29 protein-coding genes are annotated in these 24,853 nt (G+C 74.6%); 16 read left to right on the plus strand and 13 right to left on the minus strand.

The genetic code is table 11. The features are described 5' to 3' along the window. Positions 1–35: 35 nt before the first annotated feature. From SH587_RS16540 to SH587_RS16550, 3 genes are read left to right on the plus strand one after another with little or no spacing between them, the layout of a single operon-like run. Positions 36–692 carry a hypothetical protein gene (locus SH587_RS16540; protein WP_320671742.1) on the plus strand — a complete coding sequence of 219 codons (657 nt, stop codon included), beginning with the start codon at positions 36–38 and terminating at the stop codon, positions 690–692. Beyond that, on the plus strand, positions 689–1,243 hold the full coding sequence (locus SH587_RS16545; RefSeq protein WP_320671743.1) for a nitroreductase family protein: 555 nt from the start codon (positions 689–691) through the stop codon (positions 1,241–1,243). Before SH587_RS16540 ends, SH587_RS16545 begins: the two co-directional genes overlap by 4 nt. Beyond that, positions 1,243–1,770 carry a hypothetical protein gene (locus SH587_RS16550; protein ID WP_320671744.1) on the plus strand — a complete coding sequence of 176 codons (528 nt, stop codon included), beginning with the start codon at positions 1,243–1,245 and terminating at the stop codon, positions 1,768–1,770. Before SH587_RS16545 ends, SH587_RS16550 begins: the two co-directional genes overlap by 1 nt. Before the next feature lie 19 nt (positions 1,771–1,789). On the opposite strand, the gene SH587_RS16555 is transcribed toward SH587_RS16550, so the two are convergent. From SH587_RS16555 to SH587_RS16570, 4 genes are read right to left on the minus strand one after another with little or no spacing between them, the layout of a single operon-like run. After that, positions 1,790–2,548, minus strand: coding sequence for an enoyl-CoA hydratase-related protein (locus tag SH587_RS16555; RefSeq protein ID WP_320671745.1), 759 nt, complete (start codon positions 2,546–2,548; stop codon positions 1,790–1,792). 46 nt (positions 2,549–2,594) lie between these two features. After that, complete coding sequence (locus tag SH587_RS16560) at positions 2,595–3,929, minus strand: DUF7305 domain-containing protein (protein WP_320671746.1); 1,335 nt, start codon at positions 3,927–3,929, stop codon at positions 2,595–2,597. Further along, the gene (locus SH587_RS16565) at positions 3,926–5,284 is read right to left on the minus strand and encodes a prepilin-type N-terminal cleavage/methylation domain-containing protein (protein WP_320671747.1); all 1,359 of its coding nucleotides are present in this window, start codon (positions 5,282–5,284) and stop codon (positions 3,926–3,928) included. The genes SH587_RS16560 and SH587_RS16565 overlap by 4 nt, the downstream gene beginning before the upstream one ends. Then, a complete protein-coding gene (locus SH587_RS16570; protein ID WP_320671748.1) occupies positions 5,281–5,868 on the minus strand; it encodes a hypothetical protein in 588 nt (195 codons plus the stop codon). The genes SH587_RS16565 and SH587_RS16570 overlap by 4 nt, the downstream gene beginning before the upstream one ends. A 174-nt stretch (positions 5,869–6,042) precedes the next feature. On the opposite strand from SH587_RS16570, the gene SH587_RS16575 reads away from it, so the two are divergent. Together SH587_RS16575 and SH587_RS16580 are read left to right on the plus strand one after the other, a co-directional pair. Continuing rightward, a complete protein-coding gene (locus tag SH587_RS16575) occupies positions 6,043–6,747 on the plus strand; it encodes a DUF433 domain-containing protein (protein ID WP_320671749.1) in 705 nt (234 codons plus the stop codon). Positions 6,748–6,751: 4 nt separating this feature from the next. Beyond that, positions 6,752–7,192 carry a DUF5615 family PIN-like protein gene (locus tag SH587_RS16580; protein WP_320671750.1) on the plus strand — a complete coding sequence of 147 codons (441 nt, stop codon included), beginning with the start codon at positions 6,752–6,754 and terminating at the stop codon, positions 7,190–7,192. A 74-nt stretch (positions 7,193–7,266) separates the two neighbouring features. Here the strand turns inward: SH587_RS16580 and SH587_RS16585 are convergent, their stop codons facing one another. Both SH587_RS16585 and SH587_RS16590 read right to left on the minus strand, forming a co-directional pair. After that, a complete protein-coding gene (locus SH587_RS16585; RefSeq protein WP_320671751.1) occupies positions 7,267–8,181 on the minus strand; it encodes a hypothetical protein in 915 nt (304 codons plus the stop codon). Between the two features lie 23 nt (positions 8,182–8,204). Then, a complete protein-coding gene (locus SH587_RS16590; protein ID WP_320671752.1) occupies positions 8,205–9,614 on the minus strand; it encodes an MFS transporter in 1,410 nt (469 codons plus the stop codon). A 92-nt stretch (positions 9,615–9,706) separates the two neighbouring features. On the opposite strand from SH587_RS16590, the gene SH587_RS16595 reads away from it, so the two are divergent. Further along, positions 9,707–10,198 carry a winged helix-turn-helix transcriptional regulator gene (locus SH587_RS16595; RefSeq protein ID WP_320671753.1) on the plus strand — a complete coding sequence of 164 codons (492 nt, stop codon included), beginning with the start codon at positions 9,707–9,709 and terminating at the stop codon, positions 10,196–10,198. A 22-nt stretch (positions 10,199–10,220) separates the two neighbouring features. Here SH587_RS16595 and SH587_RS16600 read toward each other — a convergent pair whose 3' ends face one another. From SH587_RS16600 to SH587_RS16615, 4 genes are all read right to left on the minus strand, one after another. Next, on the minus strand, positions 10,221–10,388 hold the full coding sequence (locus SH587_RS16600) for a hypothetical protein (RefSeq protein ID WP_320671754.1): 168 nt from the start codon (positions 10,386–10,388) through the stop codon (positions 10,221–10,223). 57 nt (positions 10,389–10,445) lie between these two features. Next, positions 10,446–11,507: an AI-2E family transporter gene (locus SH587_RS16605; RefSeq protein ID WP_320671755.1), complete on the minus strand. Its 1,062-nt coding sequence runs from the start codon at positions 11,505–11,507 to the stop codon at positions 10,446–10,448. A 37-nt stretch (positions 11,508–11,544) separates the two neighbouring features. After that, on the minus strand, positions 11,545–11,976 hold the full coding sequence (locus SH587_RS16610) for a hypothetical protein (protein WP_320671756.1): 432 nt from the start codon (positions 11,974–11,976) through the stop codon (positions 11,545–11,547). A gap of 281 nt (positions 11,977–12,257) precedes the next feature. Next, a complete protein-coding gene (locus tag SH587_RS16615) occupies positions 12,258–12,743 on the minus strand; it encodes a MarR family winged helix-turn-helix transcriptional regulator (RefSeq protein WP_320671757.1) in 486 nt (161 codons plus the stop codon). Positions 12,744–12,762: 19 nt separating this feature from the next. Between SH587_RS16615 and SH587_RS16620 the strand changes: the two genes are divergently transcribed. Next, the gene (locus SH587_RS16620; protein WP_320671758.1) at positions 12,763–13,134 is read left to right on the plus strand and encodes a cupin domain-containing protein; all 372 of its coding nucleotides are present in this window, start codon (positions 12,763–12,765) and stop codon (positions 13,132–13,134) included. A gap of 4 nt (positions 13,135–13,138) precedes the next feature. Here SH587_RS16620 and SH587_RS16625 read toward each other — a convergent pair whose 3' ends face one another. After that, complete coding sequence (locus tag SH587_RS16625; RefSeq protein ID WP_320671759.1) at positions 13,139–13,954, minus strand: hypothetical protein; 816 nt, start codon at positions 13,952–13,954, stop codon at positions 13,139–13,141. 77 nt (positions 13,955–14,031) lie between these two features. Then, on the minus strand, positions 14,032–15,399 hold the full coding sequence (locus SH587_RS16630) for a formimidoylglutamate deiminase (protein WP_320671760.1): 1,368 nt from the start codon (positions 15,397–15,399) through the stop codon (positions 14,032–14,034). A gap of 174 nt (positions 15,400–15,573) precedes the next feature. Between SH587_RS16630 and SH587_RS16635 the strand changes: the two genes are divergently transcribed. After that, the gene (locus tag SH587_RS16635; protein ID WP_320671761.1) at positions 15,574–16,320 is read left to right on the plus strand and encodes a cupin domain-containing protein; all 747 of its coding nucleotides are present in this window, start codon (positions 15,574–15,576) and stop codon (positions 16,318–16,320) included. A 45-nt stretch (positions 16,321–16,365) separates the two neighbouring features. Here SH587_RS16635 and SH587_RS16640 read toward each other — a convergent pair whose 3' ends face one another. Further along, a complete protein-coding gene (locus SH587_RS16640) occupies positions 16,366–16,740 on the minus strand; it encodes a hypothetical protein (protein ID WP_320671762.1) in 375 nt (124 codons plus the stop codon). A 279-nt stretch (positions 16,741–17,019) separates the two neighbouring features. Between SH587_RS16640 and SH587_RS16645 the strand changes: the two genes are divergently transcribed. The 8 genes from SH587_RS16645 to SH587_RS16680 are packed head-to-tail and all read left to right on the plus strand — an operon-like array spanning position 17,020 to position 24,741. Next, on the plus strand, positions 17,020–17,997 hold the full coding sequence (locus tag SH587_RS16645) for an ABC transporter ATP-binding protein (protein ID WP_320671763.1): 978 nt from the start codon (positions 17,020–17,022) through the stop codon (positions 17,995–17,997). Then, the gene (locus tag SH587_RS16650; RefSeq protein ID WP_320671764.1) at positions 17,984–19,036 is read left to right on the plus strand and encodes an ABC transporter ATP-binding protein; all 1,053 of its coding nucleotides are present in this window, start codon (positions 17,984–17,986) and stop codon (positions 19,034–19,036) included. The genes SH587_RS16645 and SH587_RS16650 overlap by 14 nt, the downstream gene beginning before the upstream one ends. Beyond that, complete coding sequence (locus SH587_RS16655; protein ID WP_320671765.1) at positions 19,033–20,649, plus strand: ABC transporter substrate-binding protein; 1,617 nt, start codon at positions 19,033–19,035, stop codon at positions 20,647–20,649. Before SH587_RS16650 ends, SH587_RS16655 begins: the two co-directional genes overlap by 4 nt. A gap of 11 nt (positions 20,650–20,660) precedes the next feature. After that, the gene (locus SH587_RS16660) at positions 20,661–21,038 is read left to right on the plus strand and encodes a hypothetical protein (protein WP_320671766.1); all 378 of its coding nucleotides are present in this window, start codon (positions 20,661–20,663) and stop codon (positions 21,036–21,038) included. 13 nt (positions 21,039–21,051) lie between these two features. Beyond that, complete coding sequence (locus SH587_RS16665) at positions 21,052–22,065, plus strand: ABC transporter permease (RefSeq protein ID WP_320671767.1); 1,014 nt, start codon at positions 21,052–21,054, stop codon at positions 22,063–22,065. Then, positions 22,062–22,955, plus strand: a complete 894-nt coding sequence (locus tag SH587_RS16670) for an ABC transporter permease (protein WP_320671768.1) — start codon at positions 22,062–22,064, stop codon at positions 22,953–22,955. Before SH587_RS16665 ends, SH587_RS16670 begins: the two co-directional genes overlap by 4 nt. Further along, complete coding sequence (locus tag SH587_RS16675; RefSeq protein WP_320671769.1) at positions 22,952–23,959, plus strand: dipeptidase; 1,008 nt, start codon at positions 22,952–22,954, stop codon at positions 23,957–23,959. The genes SH587_RS16670 and SH587_RS16675 overlap by 4 nt, the downstream gene beginning before the upstream one ends. Next, positions 23,956–24,741 (plus strand): IclR family transcriptional regulator, encoded by a 786-nt coding sequence (locus SH587_RS16680; protein ID WP_320671770.1) that lies wholly within the window; start codon positions 23,956–23,958, stop codon positions 24,739–24,741. The genes SH587_RS16675 and SH587_RS16680 overlap by 4 nt, the downstream gene beginning before the upstream one ends. The last annotated feature ends 112 nt before the right edge of the window (positions 24,742–24,853 follow it).

Here is a 24,853-nt window from a genome sequence, read left to right on the forward strand (position 1 = left end):
GCCGGGCGGCCGCCGCTTCGTAGACTGCCCGGGCGATGCCTGAGCTCGAGCGCTTCCTGCCCCGCTACGCGGCCGAGCCGCCGCAAGAGACGGCGCCCTACGGCCGCTGGGCCGAGCGGCTGGAGGCGGCCTTCCTCGTCGCCGCCCGCGAGGTCGAGCTCGACCCGGAGGACGAGGCCCAGGCCGACGGCGTCGGCGATCCCGGCGAGCCGACCTGGTACCCGGACCGCAGCTGGCACGGGCGGACGTTCGTGCCGATCTCGACCCGCACCAGCACCGGCCTGGAGCTGTACGGCCACGTCCGCTACATCCCGGCCGGCGACGACGGCGGCGAGCCGCGCGCGCTCGAGGGCGAGGCGGACATCACCTCCGAGGTCGCCGAGAACAACCCCGACTGGCAGATCGACCTCTGCGAGACGGTCGTCGGCTCGTGGCGCGGCGACGGCGACGTGGCCGCGATGACGCTGGTCTGGGGCCGGCCGCTGGTCAACGGCGCCGCCCACGCGATCGCCGAGCTGGACGGGATCGTCGTCGACCGCTGCCCGGTGGTCGACGGGCGCTTCACGCTGCTGGCGCCGGACGACTACCGCGGCGACACGCTCGAGGTGGCGGTGCTGGCCGGCGACGGCAAGGAGCTGGCCCGCGAGTCGCTCTACGCCGAGGACGACGAGGACGAGGGCGACGAGGCGTGAGCGGCGGCGCGCAGCCGGGGACCGGCGAGGGCGCCCCGTCGCTGAGCCTGGAGCAGGCGATCCGGACCCGCCGAACCCACAAGGTCTACGGCGCCGAGCCGGTCGATCCGGAGACCGTCCGCGAGCTGGTCGAGCTGGCGCGCTGGGCGCCGAACCACCACCTGACCGAGCCGTGGCGGTTCCGGGTCGTCGGGCCGCGGGCGCTGCAGGCGCTGAAGGACGCTTCGCCGGCCGACGCCGCCGGCAAGCTCGACCGGGCGCCGACGCTGGTCGTCGCCTCGGTCGTCGTCGATCCCGATCCGCGGGTGGCGGCCGAGGACCGCGACGCGACCGCGGCGGCGGTCTACGGCCTGCTGCTGGCCGCCCACGCGCGTGGCCTGGCCGCCTACTGGCGGACGCCGGCGGTGCTGCTGGAGCCGGCCGGGCGGGCGGCGGTGGCGGTGCCCGCGGGCGAGGAGGTGCTCGGCCTGATCCACCTCGGGCCGCTGCGCCAGGAGGCCCGCACGCCCGAGCGGCGCGACGTGGCCGAGATCCTCGAGTTCCTCGCGTGATGCGGCGGCGCGGTCCGGCGCTGGCGCTGCTGCTCGCGGCGGGCCTGGGGGCGAGCGGCTGCGGCGACGCCCAGAAGTTCCCCGACGACGACCCGCGGACCGCGGTCAGCCGGCTGCTGCAGGCGGCCAACGGCGAGGCCAACGGCCTGCGGGCCTGCGGGCTGCTGTCGGACGCCGCCCGCGCCCGCTTCGACCGCGGCCCGTCCGGCTCCTGCCGGGTGGCGCTGAGCAAGGCCCCGGCGCTGCTGCCGGGCGAGGTCGACGAGCCGACGTCGTTCGACCGCGTGATCTCGAAGCTGCGCTTCAGCGTCCGTCAGCAGGGCGACCGGGCGCGGGTCGAGGTCCGCGGCCGCGGCGCGCTGCTGCGCTTCTCGCTGATCCGGGTTCACGGCGCGCAGGCCGAGGGCGGACCGGACACCGAGGGCAACGCCGGGATCCCCTGGCGGGTCGACCGCGGGGTCGAGCAGCTGCTGAACGACAAGCCGATCCCGCGCGCCGACGAGCCCGCGGGCGCCGGTCGGCGCTGAGCGGACGGGCCGGCGGGCTTCAGCCCGCCAGGTGCTTGCGCCGCATCGACCACATCTGCGACGCCCGCTCCAGCTCCAGCGCCGCCGGCCACGAGACGCCCGGCGGGCCCAGCTCCAGCCGCAGCGTCTGGGCGGTGCGGCGGGCCAGCTCCGGATCGGCGGCCGGCACCGCGGCCAGCGCCTGGGCCCGCGGCAGCACCTCGTCGGCGGGCAGCGCCTCCCACGCCAGGCCGAGCGCGGCGGCGCGGGCGCCGTCGATCCGCTGGCCGAAGAGGCCGAGCGCCGCGGCCGCCTCGCGGGCGCCGGTGCGGCCGAGCAGCACGCCGTGGCCGCCGCCGGGGTGGAGTCCGATCGGGATGAAGCCCGAGAGCAGCGTGGCGTCGGCGGCCACGATCCGCAGGTCGGTCGCCAGCGCCAGGTTCATCCCCGCCCCGACCGCCCCGCCGACGATCGCCGCGATCGTCGGCGGCTGCAGCTCGCCGACACGGGCGAACGAGCGGTAGATCTCGCTCATGCCGGCGAACTGCTCGGGATCGGCCGGGGCGGCGCCGGCGTCGGCCAGGGTCGGGCGGTCGCCGCCGGCGCAGAAGTAGCCGCCGGCCCCGGTCACCACCACCGCGCCGACGGCCAGGTCGGCGTCGATCCGCTCGCAGGCCGCGATCAGCGCGCGGGCGGTCGCAGTGGTCAGCGCGTTGCGCCGCTCGGGGGCGTCGAGGGTGATCGTGGCGACCCCGTCGGCGATCGCGACGGTCACCTCCTCGCGGGCGGGCGTCGTCATCGGCGGCGGTCGGTCGTGGGCACGGCGGCAGCGTACCCCGGGCCGCTCAGCAGCCGGACCCCGGGTCCTCGCCGGTCGGCCGCGGCGTGCACTCGCGCCAGGCGGTCCGGTAGTAGAGGCCGGTGGTGCCGGTCTGCAGCTCGCCGGCGCGACCATCCCACTGGAAGCCGTTGCCGGACATCGTCACCGTGCGGGCGGCGATCCCGCCCCGCAGCCGCGCGTTGCCGCCGATCACGACGTCGGTCCGCGGCGCGTAGAGGGTCGCCGTCAGGGTCGCGTTGCCGTTGATCGCCAGCCGCGCGTCGCTGGTCCCGTAGAGGTAGAGCTGGAGCGCCGTCGGGTCGCTGACGGCGGTGCCGGAGGAGAAGTTGCCGGCCACCGTCACCCCGCCCGACCCGGCCGGACAGCCCGAGTTCGGGTCGTCGGGCGAGTCGACGTAGAGCGCGACCTTGGCGCCGGGCGCGACGACCAGCGTGAAGTTGCCGGCGATCTCGATGCTGCAGAGGTTGTAGACGCCGCCGCCGAGGGTCAGGGTGGCGTTGCCGCTGGCCCGCAGCGCCCGGGTCGCCGGGTCGTAGCGCAGGCCGACCCCGCTGGCGGCGTCGAAGGGAGCGACCGGCGGGGTCCGCAGCCCGTTGGCGATCCGGCCGTTGTCGTTGACCGTCGCCGAGTTGCCGGGATCGACCGGGGCGAGCACGAATGGGCCCTCGGCCGCGGTCCGCTGGTGGATCGGCCCGGGGCTGACGTTGCCGGCCTGACGGGCGCTGCCGGCCGGTCCCAGCAGCACCCCGCCGGCGCGGACGTTGCCGTTCATCGTCAGCACCCCGTTGGTCGCGGCGGTGCTCTCCAGCTGGACGTTGCCGTTGAGGTCGACCCGCTCCAGCCCCAGCAGCCCGGCGACCGGGAACAGCGGCGTGGCGGCGTAGGAGGCGATCCGGCCCTGGACCCGCCGCAGCGTTCCGCCGACGCGGCCGGTCGCGGTCACGCAGCGCTGGCTGAGCGCGGTCTGGGCCTGGACCGGCATCCCGGCGCAGCCGCGGCCGCCGGGCAGCGCGACGGTCGTCCGGTAGGAGAACGACGCGCCGTCGCCGAGCGGCTCGGGGCCGTGCTCGGGGCAGCGACCGGCGACCGCCGCGACGACCGCGTCGGTGACGCAGCGGTCGGCCCCCGGCTGGAGCATGTTGATCCGGTAGATCGCCGTCTGCAGCCCCGCCTCGGCCGCTTGCAGCGCGCGCTTCGCGGCCACGTCGTCGTTCGACATCCCGTTGCTGGCGGTGGCGGCGGCGAGCGCCAGCCCCGACAGCAGCAGGGTCACGGTCAGCACGCCGACCGCGACCAGCATCGCCGCCCCGCGCTCGCCGTGGTGTGGATCGCGGCTCATCGCAGCTGCAGCTGGAGCGAGGAGGGCACGGTCGGGTGGTCGTAGGCGACCAGCAGGTCGTCGGCCGACGAGCCGGCGACCCAGAGCTGGACGCCGAGCCGCTGGCCGGCGGGGATCCGCAGGTCGTCGCCGGCCAGGTCGAAGCCGAACGAGACCGGCGTGGTGACGCCGGGCCAGGCGGCCAGCGCGTAGCTGATCGTGCCCAGCGGCCGCGGCGGCCGCTCGACCAGGTTCACGATCGAGCCGGGCACGGCGGAGAAGCGGACGCAGACCGTGACCGCCGCCGGGACGCCGCCCGCGGTGCGGCCGTAGAGGGTGATCCCGCCGCGGCCGGTCAGGACCGCGTCCTCCTCCAGCAGTGGGCTCACCCACCGCTGCCCACGGCGGTTGTCGGCGGTCGGCGACGCCGAGCAGGCGACGTCGCGGCGCAGGATCCGGCCGCCGCTGCCGGCCGATCCGGGCTGGTCCCGCGAGCGATCGGGCAGCGGGCCGGGGTCGGCCGGGGCGGTCGGGTCGGCCGGCGTCGGCTCGGGGCCCAGCAGGTCGGGAACCGGGCAGCCGGCGGCGAGCGCCGCGGTCAGGCCGCTGCAGACGCCGAACGGCGCCACCGTCGGGTGGGTGTCGTGGTCGCCGGCGGTCGGCTCCCAGGCGCCGCGCGGCGCCGGCGTGTCGTAGAGGAACCAGCTGGCGGCGCTGGCCCCGCCGATCGAGCGGGTGCAGGGCACCGCCGGGCCGTCGTCGGGCAGGCAGCGGGTCTCGGGATCCTCGACCGGGTTGCGGACCCCGTCGGCGACGAAGCCCGCCGGCGCGGCGTTCGGGTCGGCGACCAGGGTCGACAGCCAGACCGGGCCGCGGCGGGCGCGGTCGCGGCCCTCGACGGTGACCGCGACCGTGATCCGCTTGGCGTTGCGGGCGTCGGGGCAGCCGCTGCCGCAGTAGGGGTCGCGGTGCCAGCTGACGTAGGCGCGGACCGTCCCCCGCAGCCGGCCGTCGCTCCACGGCCGCGGGGTCGCGTCGACCCGCCCGCGCTCGCCGTCGACCACCAGCGGCTCGGCGGCGGGCGAGTGGCGGTCGGGGCGCAGGGCGGGCGGGTCGCCGGCGGTCAGGACCGCGCTCGGGTCGGCGGGATCGGCCGAGCGGACGGGCAGCGCCCGCAGCGCGATCGCGCCGTAGCCGAGCGCCCGGATCCGTTCGATCTCCTCCTCGGCGCGGTGGGTCAGCGACGACGTCCGCTCGGAGACGGCGCTCAGGTCGCGGGCGCCGTCGACGGCCATCGCGGTCCCGAGCAGGCCGCCGGCCAGCAACAGCGTCGCCACCAGCACCTCGATCAGGGTGAAGCCGCGCGTGCCCCTCATCCGCCGGTCAGGTCCTGGTTGCGGAGGTAGGCCCCGTCGTCGAGCACGACGTCGTGGAGCGGCCCGTCGGCGGCCCGCCGCTCGCCGTTGGAGCGGAGCCGGATCCGGACCGCCACGTGGCGCGGCGCGATCGCGTCGGGGGTGTAGCGGAAGACCGGGTCGGCGGGCGTGCCGTTGCGCAGCCGCACGACCAGCGGAGGGCCGCCGGCGGGCGGCGGCAGGGTCGCGCCGGGCGCGGCCTCGACCCGCACGCAACGGCGCTCGTCGGCGGCGTCGGAAACGTCGCAGGCGATCATCACCCGCCGCGCGCGGCCGCCGACGGTGACCTCGAAGTCGATCGCGTTCGGGGTCGCGCCGTGGATCCGGTCGGCCTGCCGCAGCTCGCGCGCGATCCGCCGCAGGCCGGTCCGGCCGTCGGCGACCACGTGCGTCCACTCGACGTCGCGGGGGACGACCCGGCCGGCCGTCTCCGCGAGCGACAGCAGCGCACCGGTGACGCCGGCCAGCAGGGCGCAGACGGTCAGCAGCTCGACGAGGGCGAAGCCGTCCTCGCCCCGGGGCGACGTGCGGTGGTCGGGGCGCACGCCCCGTGGATCGGCCGCGCGCGGACAACGTGCACGGCGGTTGGACGAACGTCGGAAGCGGTCCGCCTGGTTGGGAAGCGCGGCTAGTCGACCTGTGACGACGCCAATGCCGCCGCGGGCGCGTCCCGGCTAGCTTTTGGTACGAAGGTGTCTCCGGTCTCGCGGCGAAGATCCGTGTCGACCGAGGTTTACGATGTGGGGTGCAGGATGGTCACGGCGGCGAACATCGAGTTTGGGCAAGGCGCGTATGGCGCCACGGAAGTCGAGCGCTTCGCCGCGCTGGATATGGGCGGCGGTTCGGTGCCGCGCGCGCAAGCGTGGCTCCGCAATGTCGTCCGCCCTCTCGGTCATACGCCTCGGCGTCCGGACTACTCGTTCCGAGACCTCGTTAGCGTTTTCACCATCGCCCACCTCAGCAGTTGCGGTGTGCGCCTCCCGCAGATCCGCGCCGCCCAGGAGTTCCTCGCGCGCAGGATGGACGACCCGCGGCCGTTCTCGTACAACGGTCTCCACACGGATGGTCGAGACGTCTACGCAGACTTCAAAGAACCGGGCCAGCTCACGAACGTCAGTCGTGGTGGCCAGGAGACGGGACGGAACCTCATCGAGGTTCATCTCAAGCGAGTCGAGTTTCGTGCCGCTGAAGCATTCAGTGAGCGTCGCGCGGAGGCATGGCTCCCGGTAGAGGGAGTCCGTGTCGACCCAACCATCATGCTTGGCGCCCCGTGCGTCGCTGACACAAGGCTGCCGACTGCAGCGGTGCTGCAGATGGTCAAGCGAGGCATCACGCTGGAGGAGATCGAGTTCGACTACCGAGTCGAGCGCGATCGACTACGCCAGGCAATCGAGTTCGAGGAGATGCTCGTCAGCGTGGGCTAGTCCCGTGCTCTTCTTCTTCGATGAGTGCCTTCCCGAGGCGGTGGCCGGATCGCTGAGGGGGCTGGGGATCGCGTGCGCCTGTTCTGGCGAACCGGATTGTCCGGCTCGGGGAGAGCGCGAGTCCGACGAGGCCGTGGTGGCGTGGTGTCAGGCGCAGGGGGCGATCCTGCTCACTGGGGACCTTGGGTCGAAGAGCCCCGAGATGATCATCGCCCTTCATCGGACGAAGCAGCCCGTCGTGTTCGTTCGTCCTCAGCCCCGTTCCCCGGAACTTGCGCACGCGATGCTGGAACATCACGTGAAGATCATCGAACTGCATCGCGAGGCTCGGGCAGCCGGAAAGCACACGATCGTTGACCTCGACCTATCGGCTGCGATGCGTCCCAAGGTGCGGCGGCGCAAGCAAGGGCTTCCGAACCTCCGACGTGCGCAGGGCCAGCGCTAGCGCGTAAAGCTGCAATCTGTGCCGTCCATAGCGACGGCGTCGAGGCATGAGCGCTATGTGGCGCCGATCGTGTTCTACTGCCGCGTCCCCCGCAGGTCGTCGGCCTCCTCGACCGTCGCCGCCGTCCCCGCGACCGCCACCGTCGTCCCGGGGGCGGCGCTCGTCCGCAGCAGCGCGAGGGCCAGCGGGCCGTGGTCGGGCGAGACGACCGCGGTGCCGACCCGGCCGACCTCGCGGCCCTCGCCGTCGACGACCGGATCGCCGGCCGCCACCGGGGCCGTGGGCCGCAGCCTCCGGACGGCGCGGTGGACTGTGCCGCTGCGCTGCTGGCGGAGCACGGTCTGCATCCCGGGGTAGAGGCCCTTCTCGGTGGTGACGACGGCCGGCACCAGCCCGGCCTCGTGCGGCAGCGTCCGCTCGTCCAGCTCGGCCCCGAACGCCGGCCGGCCGCGCTCGACCCGCCGCCGCTGGTCGAGGTCGTGGTCGGCGGCGACGGCGCCGCGCGCGAGCAGCTCGGCGGCGACCGCGTCGACGTCCGCCGCCGCCAGCCGCAGGTCGATCCCGTCGGCGGTCCCGATCGCGGTCAGCGGCCGTCCGGCCAGCTCGACGGCCGCGTGGCCGTCGGCCGCCAGCGGGTCGCCGACGACCAGCGCCGCCGCGCCCGCGCCCAGCAGCGCCAGCTCGGCGACGGCCTCGTCGCGCTCCAGCTCGACCTGCCAGCCGATCGTGCCGCGGGCCAGCGCCGGGGCGACCGCGTCGAGCGTCGCCCGGTCGGCCTCCAGCAGCACCCGCGACGGCTCGCGCCGGACCCGCACGATCCCCAGCAGCGTGCCCTTCGGCGCCAGCATCGCCGCCGGCCGGCCGTCGCCCGGCCGCAGGTCGAGGACCGGCGCGGTCAGGTGCGCCTCGAGGAACGCGACCGCCTCGGGCCCGCCGACCACCAGCGTGGCGGCGTCGGGCCGGCGGACCAGGGCGGGGGCGGAATCCATCCGCCCATGATCGCGGGAACGGCTCAGCGGCCGAGCGCGACGGGGGCCGGCGGCGCGGCCGGCTCCTCGACCGCGACCGGTGCCGGCCGCCGCAGGGCGAGCGCGGCGAGCCCGGCCGCCAGCGCCGTCCCGATCCCGAACAGGTAGGCGTCGTCGGCGGCCGCGCCGGCGGCGGCCAGCGTCCGCGGCTCGCCGACGATCGCGATCAGGATCGCCGTCCCGAGCACCGCCCCGAACTGGCGGAAGGCCCCGGTCACCGCGCTCGCGATCCCGAACCGGTCGGGGGTGATGTCGGCCGCGGCGGCGGCGCCGAGGATCGGGAAGGCGAGGCCGATCCCGAGCCCGGTCAGCGACATCCCCGGCAGCCAGGTGCCGAGGTAGTCGGGCTCGGCCCCGGCGCCGCGCAGGATCAGCAGGCCGGCGGCGTAGAGCAGCGTCCCCGGCACGATCACGGCGCGGTGGCCGAAGCGGTCGGCCAGCCGGCCGGCGGGCCCGGCGACGATCGCGCTCATCAGCGGTCCCGGCACCGTCGCCAGGCCGGCGTGCAGCACCGAGTACTGCCAGACGCCGGTCAGGAAGAGGATGTTGCCGAGGATCGTCGAGAAGAACGCCATCGAGAACAGCAGCGTGCCGAGGTTGCCCCAGCGGAACGAGGGGATCCGCAGCAGGGCCGGGTCGACCAGCGGCCGCGGGTGGGTCAGGCAGCGGCGGACGACGATCGCCGTCAGCAGCAGCGCGACGGCCGCCGCGGCGAGCGTCCGCGGCGCGCCCCAGCCCCAGCTGTTGCCCTCGACGATCGCCAGCGCCAGCAACCCCAGCCCGATCGCGCTGAGGGCCGAGGCGACCAGGTCGGGCAGGCCGCTGGCGTGCTCGTCGCGGCTCTCGTCGAGCGCGCGGACGCCGGCCACCAGCACCAGCGCGCCGAGCGGCAGGTTGACCAGGAAGATCCAGCGCCAGTCGGCGATCTCGACCAGGACGCCGCCGAGCGGCGGGCCGAAGGCCGCGGCCAGCGCCGCCGCCGCGCCCCAGATCCCGATCCCGGCCGCCCGCCGCTCGACCGGGAACAGCGGCAGCAGCAGCGCCAGCGAGACCGGCACCATCACCGCCGCCGCCAGCCCCTGGAGCACGCGGGCGGCGATCAGCGTCTGCCAGCTGGGGGCGATCGCGCAGAGCGCGCTGGCCGCGACGAAGGCGCCGGTGCTGACCAGGAAGACCCGCTTGCGCCCGAGCCGGTCGGCGATCCCGCCCGCGGGCACCAGGAACGCGGCCAGGACGATGAAGTAGGCGTCGAGGATCCAGCTCAGCTGCGCGTTGCTGGCGTCGTCGAACGAGCGGCGGATGTCGGGGAACGAGACGTTGACGATCGTCGCGTCGAGGAAGGCGAGGAACGAGCCGCCGCAGATGGCGAGCAGGGCGAGGGTCCGGCGGGTCATGGGCGGCCTTTCGGCGTCATGGGTTGCAAACCGCAACGCACCCTAGAGCGCTGCGTTGCGAATCGCAACTGATCGGTCGCTACACTCGGAACGTGCGTCACGACGAGCTCGCCACCAGCAACTGCGCGATCTCTCGGGCGGGCGCGATCCTCGGCAACCGGTGGGTCTTCTCGATCCTCCGCGCGGCCTACTTCAAGGCCCGCACCTTCGAGGACTACCAGCGGATGACCGGGATCGCCCGCAACGTCCTGACCGACCGCCTGCGCGGCCTCGAGCAGGGCGGAATCCTCGAGCGGCAGCCGTACGAGGAGACCGAGAACCGGACCCGCTTCGAGTACCGCCTGACCGACGCCGGGCTCGAGCTGTACCCGCTGGTGGCGGCGCTGATGGAGTGGGGCAACCGCCACACCGGGCTGCCCGACGGCCCGCCGATGCTGCTGCGCCACGAGGCCTGCGGCGAGATCACCCACCCGGTGGTCGTCTGCGACCACTGCGGCGAGCCGATCGACGCCCACGGGGTCACCCCGCTGCCCGGTCCCGGCGCCCGCTCCGGCGACCCGCTGCTCGCCGTTCGCCCGGACTGAGGCGCGCCCGGCCGCGGCAGGGTCAGCCGCTCAGGTGGCCGGTCAGGCCCAGGTAGATCACGGTCCCGACCGCGATCAGCAGCACGACCCCGAAGTGCGACCAGACCGCGCGGGCGAAGTCGCCCGCGATCACCACGGCCAGGAGCACCCCGACGACGACCACGAGGCCGAAGACGATCAGCGCATCCATCGTTCGATGATGGCACCCCGCCGCTCGTGGTGACGGGGTACGCGCGCTAGCGGTCGATCAACCGTCCACGGCCTCGGCCGGCTGCGGGGCGCGCCGCTGCTCGCGGATCGCCCACAGCTCGCGGATCACCACCTGCAGCGCGGCGGCGATCGGGATCGCCAGCAGCGCCCCGAGCACGCCGAGCAGCGACGAGCCGATCAGGATCGCCACGATCACCAGGATCGGGTGCACGTTGACCGTCCGCCGGTAGACCATCGGCTGGACCACGTTGTTCTCGATCTGCTGGTAGACGATCAGCACCACCACCCACACGATCGTCGCCGTCGGGAAGGCGTGGAAGAGCGTCACCAGCCCGACCGCGACGCCGCCGATCGTGGCGCCGACCAACGGGATCAGGTCGAGGAAGGCCATCAGCACCGCCAACGGCGCGGCGAAGGGGACGCCGAGGATCGTCAGCGTGACGAAGGTCGTGATCCCCGCGCAGAGGCTGATCAGCAGGTTGCCGACCACGTAGCCGGAGGTCGAGCGGTAGATCTCGGCCAGGATCCGCTCCAGCCGGTCGCTCGCGTTCGGCCCGCGGGCGCGGTGCAGGAAGGCCAGCACCTTGCCCCCGTCGAGCAGCAGGAAGAAGGTCAGCGTCAGGACGGTGACCAGCTGGACGATCGCGCCGAAGACCCCGACCGTGACCGACTGCAGCGCACCGGCGGCGTCGCCCAGGCGGCTCGGCAGCTTCTCCGCCTGCTCGGTCAGCTTCTCGGTGATCTGGTACTTGTCGTCGTACTTGCGGAACGTCTTCGAGTCGCGCAGGTCGTCGACGTAGCCGGGGATGTCGCGCGAGAGGTCGTCGACGCCGTTCACCACCGGCGGCACGATCATTAGCCCGACGCCGAAGATCGACAGCACGATCCCCAGGTAGACGAGCAGGATCGCCAGCGCCCGCGGCACCCGCCGGCGCCCGAACCAGTCGACCGCCGGCCCCAGCGCGACCGCCAGGAAGACGGCCAGGAAGACGAGCAGGACGGTGCTGCGGACCGTCCACAGCAGGTAGAGCAGGCCGGCCAGCGCGGCGACGATCGCGAAGACCCGGACGATCGTGCGGTTGGCCACGGTCAGCTCCACGGCGGGCACGGTACCGCCCGGGTCGGTCTGCTCCGGCTCAGGCCGCGGGCAGCGCCACCAGATCCTCGCGCGGGGCCTCCTCGGCGCGGGCGGCGGCGCGGCGGTCGGCCCGGCGGCGCTCGGCGGCCTCGACCGCCTCGCGGGTGAGGGCCAGCTCCGCGGTGTGCATCGCGTCGAGCCGCGCGTCGTGCAGCAGTGGCTCCGCCGGGGCGGCGCCGAGCCGCCGGATCAGGACGATCGCGACCGAGCAGAGGAGGACGGTGATCAGGTTGGCGACGCCGAGCAGCAGGGCACCGAGCCCGACCAGGTTGACGTAGGCCAGGCAGAGGTTGGCGACGGCGCCCATCGCCCAGCCGAATGGGCTCTGGCCGGCGGCCGAGCCGGCCTGGAGCATGCGGGCGATCTGGGGCAGGTTGGCGCCGAGGCCGAAGGCGATGGCGGCGGAGGAGAGGAGCGATACGAGCAGCATGGGGCGTGGTTCGGGTCATGGGGGCGCACGTGGACCGACGGCCGCAGCCGGGCCGGAGCCCGTGGTCCGCCGACGGGGCGGTCCGGGAGGTTTCTCGGGGCGTCGGGACCGTGGTCGCCGACGCGGGTGGGGCGGGCTCGTGACCGTCGCCGACCCGTTGGCCGGGGCGGCTGTCCGTGGCGTCCACGCGCATCACCAACTGTAGCTCCGGCACGTCGCTCCGCAAGGGGTCTGGACGGCGGCTGGACGTGCACCTGGTCACACGACGCCCGGCCCCCGGCTCACCAGGGCATCCGGGCGCGGCGGGCCTGGACGTCATCGAGGTCGCCGTGGCGCTCGACCAGCCCCAGCAGCGCCCGCCGCAGGGCGGGGCCGTCGGCGCCCAGCTCGCGGTCGAGGTCGGCGCTGACGGCCAGCGCCGTCGCCCGCACGCGACGGCCGTCGTCGGTCAGCGCCAGCAGCTTGCGGCGGCGGTCGTCGGGGTCGGCGTGGCGCTCGACCAGGCCGGCGCGCTGCATGTCGTCGACCGTCTGCTGGGCCGCCTGCTTGCTGACCGCGAGCAGCTCGGCCAGCCGCACCAGCGGCAGCGGCTGGTCGTGGAGGGCCCGGATCACGTAGCCCCAGGTCGGCCGCATCGTCAGGCCGGCGGCCTCCATCGCGGCCAGCAGCCGGTCGACGACGACGCGGTAGCCGGCGGCCAGCAGGATCGCCGTGTCGGGCCCGTCGTCGGCAAGTTCGTCAGGATCACTTGACTTCCTGCCCGTCATTGGTCAATAGTACTTGACGATGATTCTCCGAGCCGCAGACGCCCCGACCTTCCGCGCCGACGGCACCACCGCCACCGGCTACGCCGCGCCCAGCCGCGGATCCCGCGACCTGAGCCTGTGGCGGGTCGCCCTCGCCCCCGGTGCCGCCAGCCCCGCCCACCAGCTCAGCCGCGAGGAGGTCTTCCTCGCCCTCCGCGGCAGCGCCGTCGTCGAGCTGGACGGCCGCGCCGAGACCCTGACCGCCGGCGACTGCCTGCTGGTCCCGGCCGGGCGGCCGTTCGCGCTCGTCGCCGGCGACGACGGCTTCGAGGCGGTCTGCGCGATGGCCGCCGGCGGTCAGGCGACGATCCTGCCCGACGGCCCTACGATCGTCCCGCCCTGGGCGGCCTGAGGGCTCAGAGCAGGCGTCCGGCCGCGGCCTCCAGCGCCGCGACCTGCTGGGCGAAGGTCGCCGGCCGGCGGCGGAAGGGCCAGCGGCGGACGGGCAGCCGCTGGTCGCGCGTCGCCGCCGCGGTCAGCAGCGGCAGCAGCGCCACGTACTCGTCGCGGTCGGCCTCGATCGCGGCCGGCTCGTGGTGCGGCGGCCCCAGCAGCCGGCCGCGCGGATCGAGCGCCTGGTGGGCCAGCAGCGTCGCGCGCAGGTCGGGGTCGGGGGCGGTCCGGATCAGCGTCCAGCGGTCCGCGCGGGCGGGCGCGATCCGCAGCCCGGCGGCGACGTGACCGGCGACGACCGCCGCCCCGCGGGTCGGCACCACGTGCTGCTCGTCGACCAGGATCGTGCCGGTCGGTGCCGGCCCGGCGGCGTCGGCGTCGCCGTGGAAGAGCGCGTGCAACGCGCTCACGCCGTCGACCGGCGCCAGCTCGCGGTCGGTCGCCGGATCGGTCGCGCGCAGCAGCTCCAGCAGCGGCGGCGGGTGCTCCCAGTCGAGGGTGCAGCGCCGGACGGCCACGCCCGTGTCCGCCGCGGGGTCGTCCGCGGCGGGCTCCGCGGCCCGGGCCCGCTGCCACGACAGGTACTGGCGGTCGGCGGCGGTGGCGCGGGTCGGCTGGCCGACGATCGGGTCCTCGGCGAGGGTCGCGGCGGCCTCGCGGAGGGCGGCGCGGACGTCGTCGGGCGTCGCGGCGGCGGCGACGATCTCGCGGACCAGCCGCTGGCCCGGGGAGGGGTCCCCGATCAGTCGCTCTCGTGCCTCGCATCGCCCGTCGGCCACGCGAACTCCCTCGTTCGTACGGTGCCCCACCCAGCTTCCCGGGTGCGAACTATAGACCGTACGCGTACGTCGTCCTCCTAGTCGTCGAACAGCGTCCCGATCGCGTCGTCGAGGGCGCCGGCGACGTCGGCGACCAGCAGATGGCGCCCTCCGGAGACGATCCGCCTCCCGCCGACCACGACCTCGCGCACGTCGGCCGCGGCGGCGGCGAAGACCAGCGACTCGAGCGCCGTCTGCGGGCGGGTGCCGGCCAGCCGCACCGAGTCGAGCCCGACGGTCACGAAGTCGGCCGGCGCGCCGACGCTCAGCGTCCCCGCCTCGGGCCAGCCGAGGGCGGCGTGGCCGTCGACGGTCGCGGCCCGCAGCAGCGCCGCCGACGACCAGTGGCCGCGGCGCTCGGTCGCCAGCCGCTCGTCCAGCTCCAGCCCGCGGGCCTCCTCGAACGGGTCGACGATCGCGTTGCTGTCGCTGCCGAGCGCCAGCGGCGAGCCGGCCCGCGCCAGCGCTCCCGCCGGCCCGATCCCGTCGGCCAGGTCGCGCTCGGTGGTCGGGCACATGCAGACGCAGGTCGCCGAGCCTCCGAGCCGCCCGACGTCGCCGTCGCTCAGGTGGGTGGCGTGGACCGCGCAGCAGCGGGGACCGAGCGCGCCGTGGGCGTCCAGCAGCTCGGTCGGGGTGCAGCCGTGGGCGGCCCGGCAGGCCTCGTTCTCCGCCCGCTGCTCGGAGAGGTGGACGTGGAGCGGCGCCGCCCGCTCGCCGGCCCAGCCGACGACGGTCGCCAGCTGGTCGACCGGGACCGCCCGCAGCGAGTGGATCGCGGCCCCGATCCGGGCGTGCTCGCGCGGCCGCAGCGCGCCGACCCGCTCGGCCCAGGCGACCGCGTCGCCGTCGCCGAAGCGGACCTGCGGGCCGGCCAGCGGCGCCGGCCGGCCGCCCTCGCCGAAGCCGCCGGCCAGGTAGCAGGCGTCGAGCAGCGTGATCCGGATCCCGGCCTCGGCCGCGGCCTCGATCAGCGCCTCGCCGAAGGCGTTCGGGTCGCCGTAGGGGCGGCCGTCGGGACCGTGGTGCAGGTAGTGGAACTCGCCGACGCAGGTGATCCCGGCCAGGGCCATCTCGGCGTAGACCGCCCGCGCCAGCGCCCGGTAGTGGTCGGGCGTCAGCCGCGCGGCGACCGCGTACATGTCCTCGCGCCAGGTCCAGAAGGTGCCGCTGCCGCGGTGGGTGCGGCCGCGCAGCGCGCGGTGGAAGGCGTGCGAGTGGCCGTTGGCCAGGCCGGGCAGGGTCACGCCCGGCAGCCGGACCGCGCCGTCGGCGGCCGCCACGCCCGGCCGGACCGCCGCGATCCGGCCGTCGGCGACCCGCAGCTCGACGTCGTCCGCCACCCGCTCGCCGCCGAGCCAGGCGTGCGCGGCGTGGAAGACGGTCTCCGCGGGCGTCGTGCTCATGGGCGGATTGAAGCCGGCTCCCGCGCGCGCGTCACGGATCGACCGCCGCCGTCGTCTCGGATCTGAGACCGCGGGCCGGTGGTCCAGCCGGTGGGACGGAAGTTCGCTCGTCGCCCGCCAGGCCTGGCGGCGCGCCGCTTCAATGGGGTGATCGTGGTCGACGGAAGGGACGAGATGGAGACGAGGCCGGTCGTGCACACCGACCAGGCGCCGGCGAGCGAGGTGGCGGCGGGCGTCGCCCTCGCGCCGATGATCGCGCCGCAGGAGGGCTCGCCGCTGTCGCTGGCGCTGCTGCGGGTCGCCGCCGGGGCGAGCGCCGCGGTCGCGGGCGGCGAGGACGACCTGCTGCTCTACGTGCTCGAGGGTCGCGGCCGGACCGCGGTCGACGGCGCCGCGGTCGACGTCCGCCCGGGCACGGCGCTGCTGGTGCCGGCCGGCGAGGCGCTCGACCTGACCGCCGCCGAGGCGCTGACGGTCGCCCGCTTCGCGGCCGCCGGCGACGCCGACCTGCACGCGCCGCTCGGCGAGCCGGCGCGGGTCGCGCAGCTCGACCTGGCCGGGGCCGACGACGCGACCGGCAGCCGCAGCTTCCAGATCATGCTCGGGCCCGACAACGGCTGCTGCCGGGCGACGATGTTCGTCGGCGTGGTGCCGCCGGGCGCGGCGCCGTGGCACTTCCACCAGTACGACGAGATCGTGATGGTCGTCCGCGGCCGTGCCCGCTACCACCAGGTCAGCGGCGTGCCGCAGGAGATGGGCGTCGGCTCGGCGGTCCGGATCCGTCCCCGCGACGTCCACGTCAACGAGAACCCGGCGGAGGAGGAGATGCACGTGCTCGGCGTCTTCACCCCCGCCGGCAGCCCCTCGGCTGCCTACCTGGCGCCGGCCGGCAGCACGCCGCCGCACCCCGCCGACGGCTGAGCCCCGGGGTCGGGCGGCGGACCGCGTCGCCCGACGCCGCGCCGCTCAGCCCTCGAGCAGGAAGAACGGCCGCCCGATCCGGGCCTCGAAGCGCACGAACTCGTCCAGCCGCACGCCGTCGACGCTCTCGCGCACGCGCTGGATCATCGCCGCGACGACCTCGAACGAGGGCACGTCGAACATCAGGTACCAGGTGAACTCCGGCGAGCCGGGCTCGCCGACCATGAAGAGGTCGTCGTCGAGCGTGCCGAGCGGCACGGCGCCGAGCGCGCGCCACTCCTCGACGACCGCCTGGAAGCGCGGCAGCGCCCGCTGGCGGCGGTCCTCGTCGCTGGCCGAGTACCAGCCCTGGGTGGCGGCGCCGAGCAGCACGACGCGGCAGGGCGAGGGCAGCTGCGGGGGGACGAAGTCGACGGGCACGGGTGGTCTCCGGAGGGTCGTTCGGTCGGTCGCGGCGCGGCCGTGCAGCCAGCGCCGTCCGGACAACCTAGCCCCGATCGGGAGCGCCGTCAGGGGCGCCGTCCAACACCCGAGACACAAACCCCCAGGGGCGGGTTGGCGCGTCTGTGGGAGATCGCACAGAATGCTGACCGTGCTGGCAAGCTCGATTTCGGGAGGGAAGGGCGTTGTGGCCCCGGTCGCGGGGACGGCCCGTCCAGGCGACGACGGTCGCTGCTCTTGCCACGGAGGCAAGTCCTGATGCTCGAGGTCGACGACCTCCGCGTCCGCTTCCCGACCGCCCGCGGCCTGGTCCGCGCGGTCGACGGGGTCAGCTACCGGCTCGACCGCGAGGAGACGCTGGCGATCGTCGGCGAGTCCGGCTCGGGCAAGACGGTCAGCGCCCAGGCGGTCGTCGGGCTGCTCGACGGGACCGGGGCCGAGGTCTCCGGCGGCGTCCGCTTCGAGGACCGCGACCTGCTGACCCTCGACCCGCGCGAGCGGCGGTCGCTGGCCGGCTCGCGGATCGCGATGGTCTTCCAGGACCCGCTCGCCGCGCTCAACCCGACCTTCACCGTCGGCGCCCAGATCGCCGAGATGTTCCGCGTCCACCGCCGGACCCGCAAGCGCGAGGCGATGCGGCGGGCGATCGAGCTGATGGACCGGGTCGGGATCCCGCTCGCCGACGAGCGGGCGCGCCACTACCCGCACCAGTTCTCGGGCGGCATGCGGCAGCGGATCGTGATCGCGATGGCGATCGCGCTCGAGCCCGACGTGCTGATCGCCGACGAGCCGACGACCGCGCTCGACGTCACCGTCCAGGCCCAGATCCTCGAGGTCCTGGCCGACCTCCAGCGCGAGACCGGGATGGGGCTGGTGCTCGTCACCCACGACCTCGGCGTCGTCGGCGAGATCGCCGACCGGGTGGCGGTGATGTACGCCGGCCGGATCGTCGAGACCGGCACCGCCGACGAGCTCCACCACCGGCCCGCGCACCCCTACACGCGGGCGCTGATCGCGTCGCAGCCGCGGATCGGCGATCGCGGCCGGACGCTGCAGGCGATCGGCGGCGCTCCGCCCGAGCTGATCGACCCGCCGGCCGGCTGTCGCTTCCACCCGCGCTGCCCGCTGGCCGACGACCGCTGCACCGCCGAGGTCCCCGAGGACCGCGAGCTGGACGCGGGCCACCGCGCCGCTTGCCACCACGTCGACGAGGTCCTGGCCGATGCCGTCCGCTGAGCCGGTCCTCCAGCTGGAAGGGCTGGTCAAGCACTTCCCGATCCGCGGCGGCGGCCCGTTCGGCCGCCGCCAGCGGGGCGCGGTGCGGGCGGTCGACGGGATCGACCTGACGCTGCACCAGGGCGAGACCCTGGGCCTGGTCGGCGAATCCGGCTGCGGCAAGTCGACGCTGGCGCGGCTGATGGTCCAGCTGGAGCAGCCGACCGCCGGCCGGATCGTCTACCGCGGCCGCGACCTGGCCGCGCTCGCCCCGCGCGAGCAGCGGCGGATGCGCCGCCACGTCCAGATGGTCTTCCAGGATCCGTTCGCGACGCTCAACCCGCGGATGCGGATCGGCGAGCTGATCGCCGAGGGCTGGATCGCCCACCCGGGGATCGTCGAGCCGTCGCGGCACGCGGTCCGGGTCGGCGAGCTGCTGGAGATGGTTGGGCTCGACCCGAACTGCGCCGGCCGCTACCCGCACGAGTTCTCGGGCGGCCAGCGGCAGCGGATCGGGATCGCCCGCGCGCTGGCGGTCGAGCCCGAGGTGCTGGTCTGCGACGAGGCGGTCTCGGCGCTCGACGTCTCGGTCCAGGCCCAGGTCATCAACCTGCTGGACCGGCTGCGGGCCGACCTCGACCTGACCTGCCTGTTCATCGCCCACGACCTCTCGGTCGTCCACCACCTGGCCGACCGGGTGGCGGTGATGTACCTGGGCGCGATCGTCGAGCAGGGCGATCCCGAGCGGATCTACCGCCGGCCCGCCCACCCCTACACGCAGGCGCTGCTGTCGGCGGTGCCCGACGCGGACCCGCGGCGGCGGGGGCGGGAGCGGATCCGGCTGCAGGGCGACGTCCCGAGCCCGGTCGATCCGCCGTCGGGCTGCCGCTTCCGGACCCGCTGCGGCTGGGCCCAGGAGCGCTGCGCGAGCGGCCTGCCGCCGCTGGCCGAGATCGGATCGGAGCAACGGAGCGCCTGCGTGCGCGCGGGGGAGATCGTCGCGGCCGGAGCCCCGGCCGCGACCGACGGGGAACCACGAGGAGAGAGATGTCACGGATGAGGAATCGGTGGACCGCGGTGCTGCTGACCGGCGGGGCCGCGCTGGCCGCCACCGGCTGCGGCGGCGAGACGCTGGGCGGCACCGGCGCGACCACCAACGACGGCGGCGCCAAGGGCGCGGCGGTCTCGAACGCGACCCTGCGCTACGCGATGTCGGCCGAGCCGATCAGCCTCGACCCCGCGGTCGGGACCGACAGCCAGTCGGCGATCATGTTCCGCAACGTCTACGACCGGCTGATCGAGCTGGCGCCGAACGGGCACGACCTGAGCCCCGGCCTGGCCGAGAAGTGGGAGGTCAGCGACGACGGCCTGACCTACACCTTCCACCTGCGCGAGGGCGTCGCCTTCGACGACGGCACCCCGCTCGACGCCGACGCGGTCGTGCTCTCGCTCCAGCGGGTGCTGGCGATCGGCAAGGGCGACTCGTCGCTCTTCTCCCAGCACACGACGGCCAAGGACATCCAGGCGGTCGACCCGCGGACGGTCACCGTCAAGCTGAAGGCGCCCTACGCGCCGTTCCTCCAGATCGTCGCGCTGTTCGACATCGGCTCGATCGTCAACCCGAAGATGGTCGAGCAGCACGCGACCAAGAAGGACCGCTGGGCCGAGCGCTGGTTCAAGAACAACATGAGCGGCACCGGGCCCTTCAAGCTCGGCGTCTGGCGTCGCAACCAGTACCTGACGCTCCAGCGCTCCGACTCGACCTGGCAGACGAAGGCCAAGCTCGCCTCGCTCCGCTTCGAGTCGCCGGGCGACGCCTCGACCACCAGCCTCAAGCTGCGCCAGGGCGACGTCGACGTGGTCGACCCGAACATCCTCTCCAGCGACCAGCTGCGGGCGCTCCAGGGCGTCAGCGGCGTGAAGATCGTGCGCCAGCCGATCTACGACGCCGCCTACTGGGTGATGAACCTGAGCAAGAAGCCGTTCGACGACCCGAAGGTCCGGCAGGCGTTCTCGTACGCGATCGACTACGACGGGATCATCTCCGGCGTCGTCCAGGACCAGGGCGCGCGGCTCGGCGGCCCGGTGCCGAAGGGCCTGCTCGCCGGCGAGGCCCCCGCCGGCCCCTTCAACCACGACGTCCAGAAGGCCAAGCAGCTGCTGGCCGAGGCCGGCCACGCCAAGGGCCTGCGGCTGACCTCGTGGTACGTCGACTTCGGTCCGCTGAAGGCGATCGCCCAGGTGATGCAGGACAACCTGAAGCAGATCGGCGTCCAGCTCGACCTCCGCGAGCTGCCGCTCTCGAGCCTCGTCGAGGGCGTCGAGGCCAACCGGCTCGGCTTCTACTCGTGGTCGTCGAACCCGCCGTTCGCCAGCGCCGACGCGATCCTCTGGAACCACTTCCACAGCAAGGCCGGCCACGGCGTCGAGGGCAACCTGTCGCACTACGAGAACGCGAAGGTCGACCAGCTGCTCGACCAGGCGCGGCGCCAGACCGACATGAAGCAGAGCGAGGAGCTGTACCGCCAGGCGGCGCAGCAGATCGCCAACGACGCGACCTCGATCTTCCTGTCGCAGACGGTCAAGAACGCCCCCACGCGCGACGTGGTCCAGGGCTACCAGGTGGCGGTCATCGGCGGGACGAGCTTCCGCGACGTGACGATCGCCGAGTGAGGAGACGACGAATGACGAGCCTGATCGAGTTCGAGGCCTGGCGGATCAAGCCGGGCGTGCCCGAGGACAGCCACGACGAGATCATCCGCCGCTGGTTCGCCTTCGTGGCCGAGCACCGCGACGAGCTGTTCCCGGAGTGGAAGTCGACCCGCTACTACCGCGAGCTGGACCGCGAGACGGGCCAGCCCAGCGGCCGCTACATCATGCTCTTCGAGTACGAGTCGCCGGAGGCGCGGGCCCGCTACAAGGAGCGGCGCAAGAACTGGGACGGCCCCTACGAGGCCTACAAGGCGGTCGACCCGTACCAGGAGCACTTCGACCTGGAGTCGGTCGAGGAGGAGTTCTGGGAGCCGCGCGAGGCGCAGCTCTGGCACGACTTCTCCTCGTAGCCGGTCACCGCCGATGCTCGCCTTCACCCTCCGCCGGGTCCTGCTGCTGATCCCGGTCCTGCTCGTCGTGACCCTGGTCACGTTCTTCCTCTCCCACGTCGTGCCGGGCGATCCGGCGCGGCTGGTGGCGGGGCTCAACGCGCCGCAGTCGCAGGTCGACCGCATGCGCCACGAGCTGGGGCTGGACCGGCCGATCGTCGAGCAGTACGGGTCGTACATGAGCGACCTGGCGCAGGGTGACCTCGGCGAGGCGCTGTCGAACGGCGAGACGGTCGCGGCCAACCTGGAGGAGGCGTTCCCGGCGACGCTCGAGCTGGCGCTGGCCGCGCTGGCGATCTCGATCCTCGTCGGGGTGCCGCTGGGGGTGATCGCGGCCGCGCGGCGGGGCCGCTTCGTCGACCACGTCAGCCGCCTGATCGCGATCCTCGGCGTGGCGCTGCCGGTCTTCGTGATCGGCATCGTGCTGCTGCTGCTCCTCTACTACGAGCTGGGGATCTTCCCGAGCGGCAACCGGGTCAGCACGGAGGTGGTCGCGGCCCACCCGCTGCGGCAGGTGACCGGCCTGATCACGGTCGACGCGCTGCTGGCGGGCAACTTCCGCGTCTTCGTCGACGCGCTCTGGCACCTGGCGCTGCCGGCCTTCGCGCTCTCGCTGGCGACGGTCGCCCGGGTCGTCCGAACCACCCGCACGAGCATGGTCGAGGTGCTGCGCGAGCCGTACGTCGCGACCGCCCGCGCCAAGGGCGTGCCCGAGCGGCGGGTGATCTGGCGCCACGCGCTGCGCAACGCGCTGATCCCGGTCGCGACGATCGTCGGGATCTCGTTCGGCTACCTGCTCGGCGGCGCGCTGCTGGTCGAGCAGATCTTCGACTGGCCGGGCCTCGGCAGCTACGCGCTGACCTCGATCCGCCAGCTCGACTACAACTCGATCCAGGGCATCACGCTGATCGCCACGCTCGCCTTCGTGCTGGTGAACCTCGCGGTCGACCTGCTCTACGCCCGCCTCGATCCAAGGATCCGCCTGTGACCGGCAAGCTGCTCCGGAGGCCGCTGCTGGCCGCCTCGCTGGCCGTCGTCGCGGTCTTCGTGCTGCTGGCGATCGTGCCGTCGCTGTTCGCGCCGCACGACCCGCTGGCGCAGAGCCTGACCCACCGGCTCCAGGGGCCGAGCTGGTCGCACCCGTTCGGGACCGACGAGTTCGGTCGCGACGTCCTCAGCCGGGTGATCCACGGCACCCGGATCTCGCTCCTGATGGGCGTGATCGTGGTCGTGCTCGGGACCCTGATCGGTGGCGTGCTGGGGGCGATCGCCGGCTACCGCGGCGGCCGGATCGACGAGCTGCTGATGCGGTTCACCGACGTCTTCTTCGCCTTCCCGCCGATGCTGCTGCCGATGATGGTCGTGGTGGTGCTCCAGCCGAGCCTGGTCAACACCGCGATCGCGCTGGTGATCACCTGGTGGCCGGCCTACGCGCGGCTGGTCCGCGGGCAGGTGCTGGCCGTCAAGCAGCTCGGCTACGTCGAGAGCGCGCGGGTGCTCGGGGTCGGCCCGTGGCGGCTGATGCGGCGCCACATCCTGCCGAACTCGATCGCCCCGGTGATCGTGATGGCGACGATGGACATCGGCTTCGCGATCCTGACCGCGGCCGGGCTCGGCTTCCTCGGCCTCGGCGCCCAGCCGCCGACCGCGGAGTGGGGCGCGATGACCAGCGCTGGCCTCGGCACGATGCTGACCGCCTGGTGGGCGCCGCTCTTCCCCGGCCTGGCGATCGCGATCGTGGTGCTCGTCTTCAACCTGCTCGGCGACGAGCTGCAGACGGCGATCGACCCCCGCGGCGAGTCGCCGGCCAGCGTCCGCCGGCGCGGCTGGTCGCTGCGCCGCGCCCGCTCGACGCCGGCCCCGGAGCCGTCCGCGTGACGATCGCCGACGCCCACGTCGACCTGCTCTCCGAGCTGCACCACCGGCGGGCGGAGGAGCGGCCGTTCGGCCGCCACTGGCTGGGGCAGCTGCGGGCCGGCGGGGTCGCGCTGCAGGTCTGCCCGACCTTCGCCTCCGACCGCGAGCTGCTGCCGGAGCTGGCGCTGCGGCGGACGCTGGAGCAGATCGGCGAGTGGCACCGCGCCGCCCGCGAGCAGCCGGGCGAGGTGGTCCGGCTGCGCGACCAGCGCGACCTGCGGGCGGTCCGCGAGCAGGGCCGGATCGGGCTGCTGCTGGCGATGGAGGGGGCCGAGGCGCTGGGCGTCGACGCCGGCCTGGTCGGGCCGCTCTGGGAGCTGGGCCTGCGGATGGTCGGGCTGACCTGGAACCACCGCAACGCCTTCGCCGACGGCGCCGCCGAGAGCTCGGACGGCGGCCTCAGCCGGCGCGGGGTGGCGCTCGTCGACCGGCTGCTGGAGCAGGGGATCGCGCTCGACCTGGCCCACGCCTCGCCGCGGACCTTCGCCCAGGTGCTGGAGCGGGCCGAGGGCCGACCGGTGCTGGTCAGCCACGCCGCCTGCCGGGCGGTCCACGACCACGAGCGCAACCTGACCGACGCCCAGCTCGAGGCGCTGGCCGCCGCGGGCGGGATGCTCTGCCTGATGGCGCTGCCGTTCACGATCGACCCGGCGCGGCCGACGGTCGAGCGGCTGGTCGACCACGTCGACCACGCGGTCGCCGTGATGGGGATCGAGCACGTCGGCCTCGGCGGCGACTTCATGCACCAGCTGATGGTCGCCACCGGCCACGTCCCGCCGCCGGGGATGGGCCTGCCGAGCGACCCGGAGCAGGCGGCGATCCGCGGCCTCCGCGGCCCCCAGGACTACGCCGCGCTGGTCGCGGCGCTGCGGGCCCGCGGCTACGCCGACGGACCGCTGGCGGCGGTCACGGCGGAGAACCTCTTCGAGCTGGTCGCGCGGACCCTGCCGGAGGAGGCGCCATGAGCAGCTCGATCAAGTCGGCCGAGCGGACGCTCGACGTCCTCCAGCTGCTGTCGTCGAGCCTGCGACCGGTGCCGACGATGGTGATCGCGCGCCGCTGCGGGATCCCCAAGAGCAGCACCCACCACCTGCTGAACGTGATGCGGGACCGCGGCTGGGTCATCTACTACGAGGGCGACCGCGGCTGGGGCCTGGGCGCGCTGGCCTTCGAGATGGGCTCCGCCTACCTGCGCAGCCAGCCGGTCCAGCGGCTCGCGCAGCCGGTGCTCCAGGAGCTGACCGCCGCCACCGGCGAGACCAGCCACCTGGCGGCGCTGCACGGCGACGAGGTGCTCTACCTGGACCAGGAGGTCGACCGCGGCTCGTCGCTGCCGCTGGTGACCGCGGTCGGTGTGCGGCTGCCGGCCCACCTGACCGGGGCCGGGCGGGCGATGCTGGCCTGGCTGTCGGCCCAGCAGGTGCGGGCGCTCTACGTGCGGCCGGTGCTGGTGCGGCGGACCGAGCGCGGGCCGGTGACCGTCTCGCGGCTGCTCGACGAGCTGGGCGAGGTCCGCGTCCGCGGCTACGCGGTCGAGGTCGGCCTGACCACCGCCGGGGTCGGCAGCCTGGCCGCGGCGGCGCTCTCGCACGAGGGCCACCCGACCGCGGCGCTCGGCGTCACCTTCGCCGCCAAGCGCTACGACGAGACCGCCCTGCAGGGCCTGGCCTCCGAGGTCTGCGCCGCCGCCCGACGGCTCTCGGACGCGATGGGCGTCCGCCGCCGGGACCTCGCCGCGGCGGTCTGAGCGGCCGCCGGCGGGCCCGGTCCAACCCGCGAGACGGGGCCGGCTCCGGAGCCGTTGACCTGGAGGCAAGCCTTGGGCAAGCTCGATCCGCAAGCGTCGAATCGCGATGACG

The sequence above is a fragment of the Patulibacter defluvii genome (genome assembly GCF_034096925.1).
GTDB classification, from domain to species: Bacteria; Actinomycetota; Thermoleophilia; order Solirubrobacterales; family Solirubrobacteraceae; genus Patulibacter; species Patulibacter defluvii.

Coding starts and splice junctions, on each gene's coding strand:
- SH587_RS16615 (WP_320671757.1), bottom strand. CDS start 12,743: ATGACGGGCAGGAAGTCAAGTGATCCTGACGAACTTGCCGACGACGGG.
- SH587_RS16680 (WP_320671770.1), top strand. CDS start 23,956: ATGAGCAGCTCGATCAAGTCGGCCGAGCGGACGCTCGACGTCCTCCAG.
- SH587_RS16620 (WP_320671758.1), top strand. CDS start 12,763: ATGATTCTCCGAGCCGCAGACGCCCCGACCTTCCGCGCCGACGGCACC.
- SH587_RS16610 (WP_320671756.1), bottom strand. CDS start 11,976: ATGCTGCTCGTATCGCTCCTCTCCTCCGCCGCCATCGCCTTCGGCCTC.
- SH587_RS16565 (WP_320671747.1), bottom strand. CDS start 5,284: ATGAGGGGCACGCGCGGCTTCACCCTGATCGAGGTGCTGGTGGCGACG.
- SH587_RS16550 (WP_320671744.1), top strand. CDS start 1,243: ATGCGGCGGCGCGGTCCGGCGCTGGCGCTGCTGCTCGCGGCGGGCCTG.
- SH587_RS16600 (WP_320671754.1), bottom strand. CDS start 10,388: ATGGATGCGCTGATCGTCTTCGGCCTCGTGGTCGTCGTCGGGGTGCTC.
- SH587_RS16590 (WP_320671752.1), bottom strand. CDS start 9,614: ATGACCCGCCGGACCCTCGCCCTGCTCGCCATCTGCGGCGGCTCGTTC.
- SH587_RS16540 (WP_320671742.1), top strand. CDS start 36: ATGCCTGAGCTCGAGCGCTTCCTGCCCCGCTACGCGGCCGAGCCGCCG.
- SH587_RS16665 (WP_320671767.1), top strand. CDS start 21,052: ATGCTCGCCTTCACCCTCCGCCGGGTCCTGCTGCTGATCCCGGTCCTG.
- SH587_RS16555 (WP_320671745.1), bottom strand. CDS start 2,548: ATGACGACGCCCGCCCGCGAGGAGGTGACCGTCGCGATCGCCGACGGG.
- SH587_RS16650 (WP_320671764.1), top strand. CDS start 17,984: ATGCCGTCCGCTGAGCCGGTCCTCCAGCTGGAAGGGCTGGTCAAGCAC.
- SH587_RS16585 (WP_320671751.1), bottom strand. CDS start 8,181: ATGGATTCCGCCCCCGCCCTGGTCCGCCGGCCCGACGCCGCCACGCTG.
- SH587_RS16560 (WP_320671746.1), bottom strand. CDS start 3,929: ATGAGCCGCGATCCACACCACGGCGAGCGCGGGGCGGCGATGCTGGTC.
- SH587_RS16655 (WP_320671765.1), top strand. CDS start 19,033: ATGAGGAATCGGTGGACCGCGGTGCTGCTGACCGGCGGGGCCGCGCTG.
- SH587_RS16645 (WP_320671763.1), top strand. CDS start 17,020: ATGCTCGAGGTCGACGACCTCCGCGTCCGCTTCCCGACCGCCCGCGGC.
- SH587_RS16630 (WP_320671760.1), bottom strand. CDS start 15,399: ATGAGCACGACGCCCGCGGAGACCGTCTTCCACGCCGCGCACGCCTGG.
- SH587_RS16635 (WP_320671761.1), top strand. CDS start 15,574: ATGGAGACGAGGCCGGTCGTGCACACCGACCAGGCGCCGGCGAGCGAG.
- SH587_RS16660 (WP_320671766.1), top strand. CDS start 20,661: ATGACGAGCCTGATCGAGTTCGAGGCCTGGCGGATCAAGCCGGGCGTG.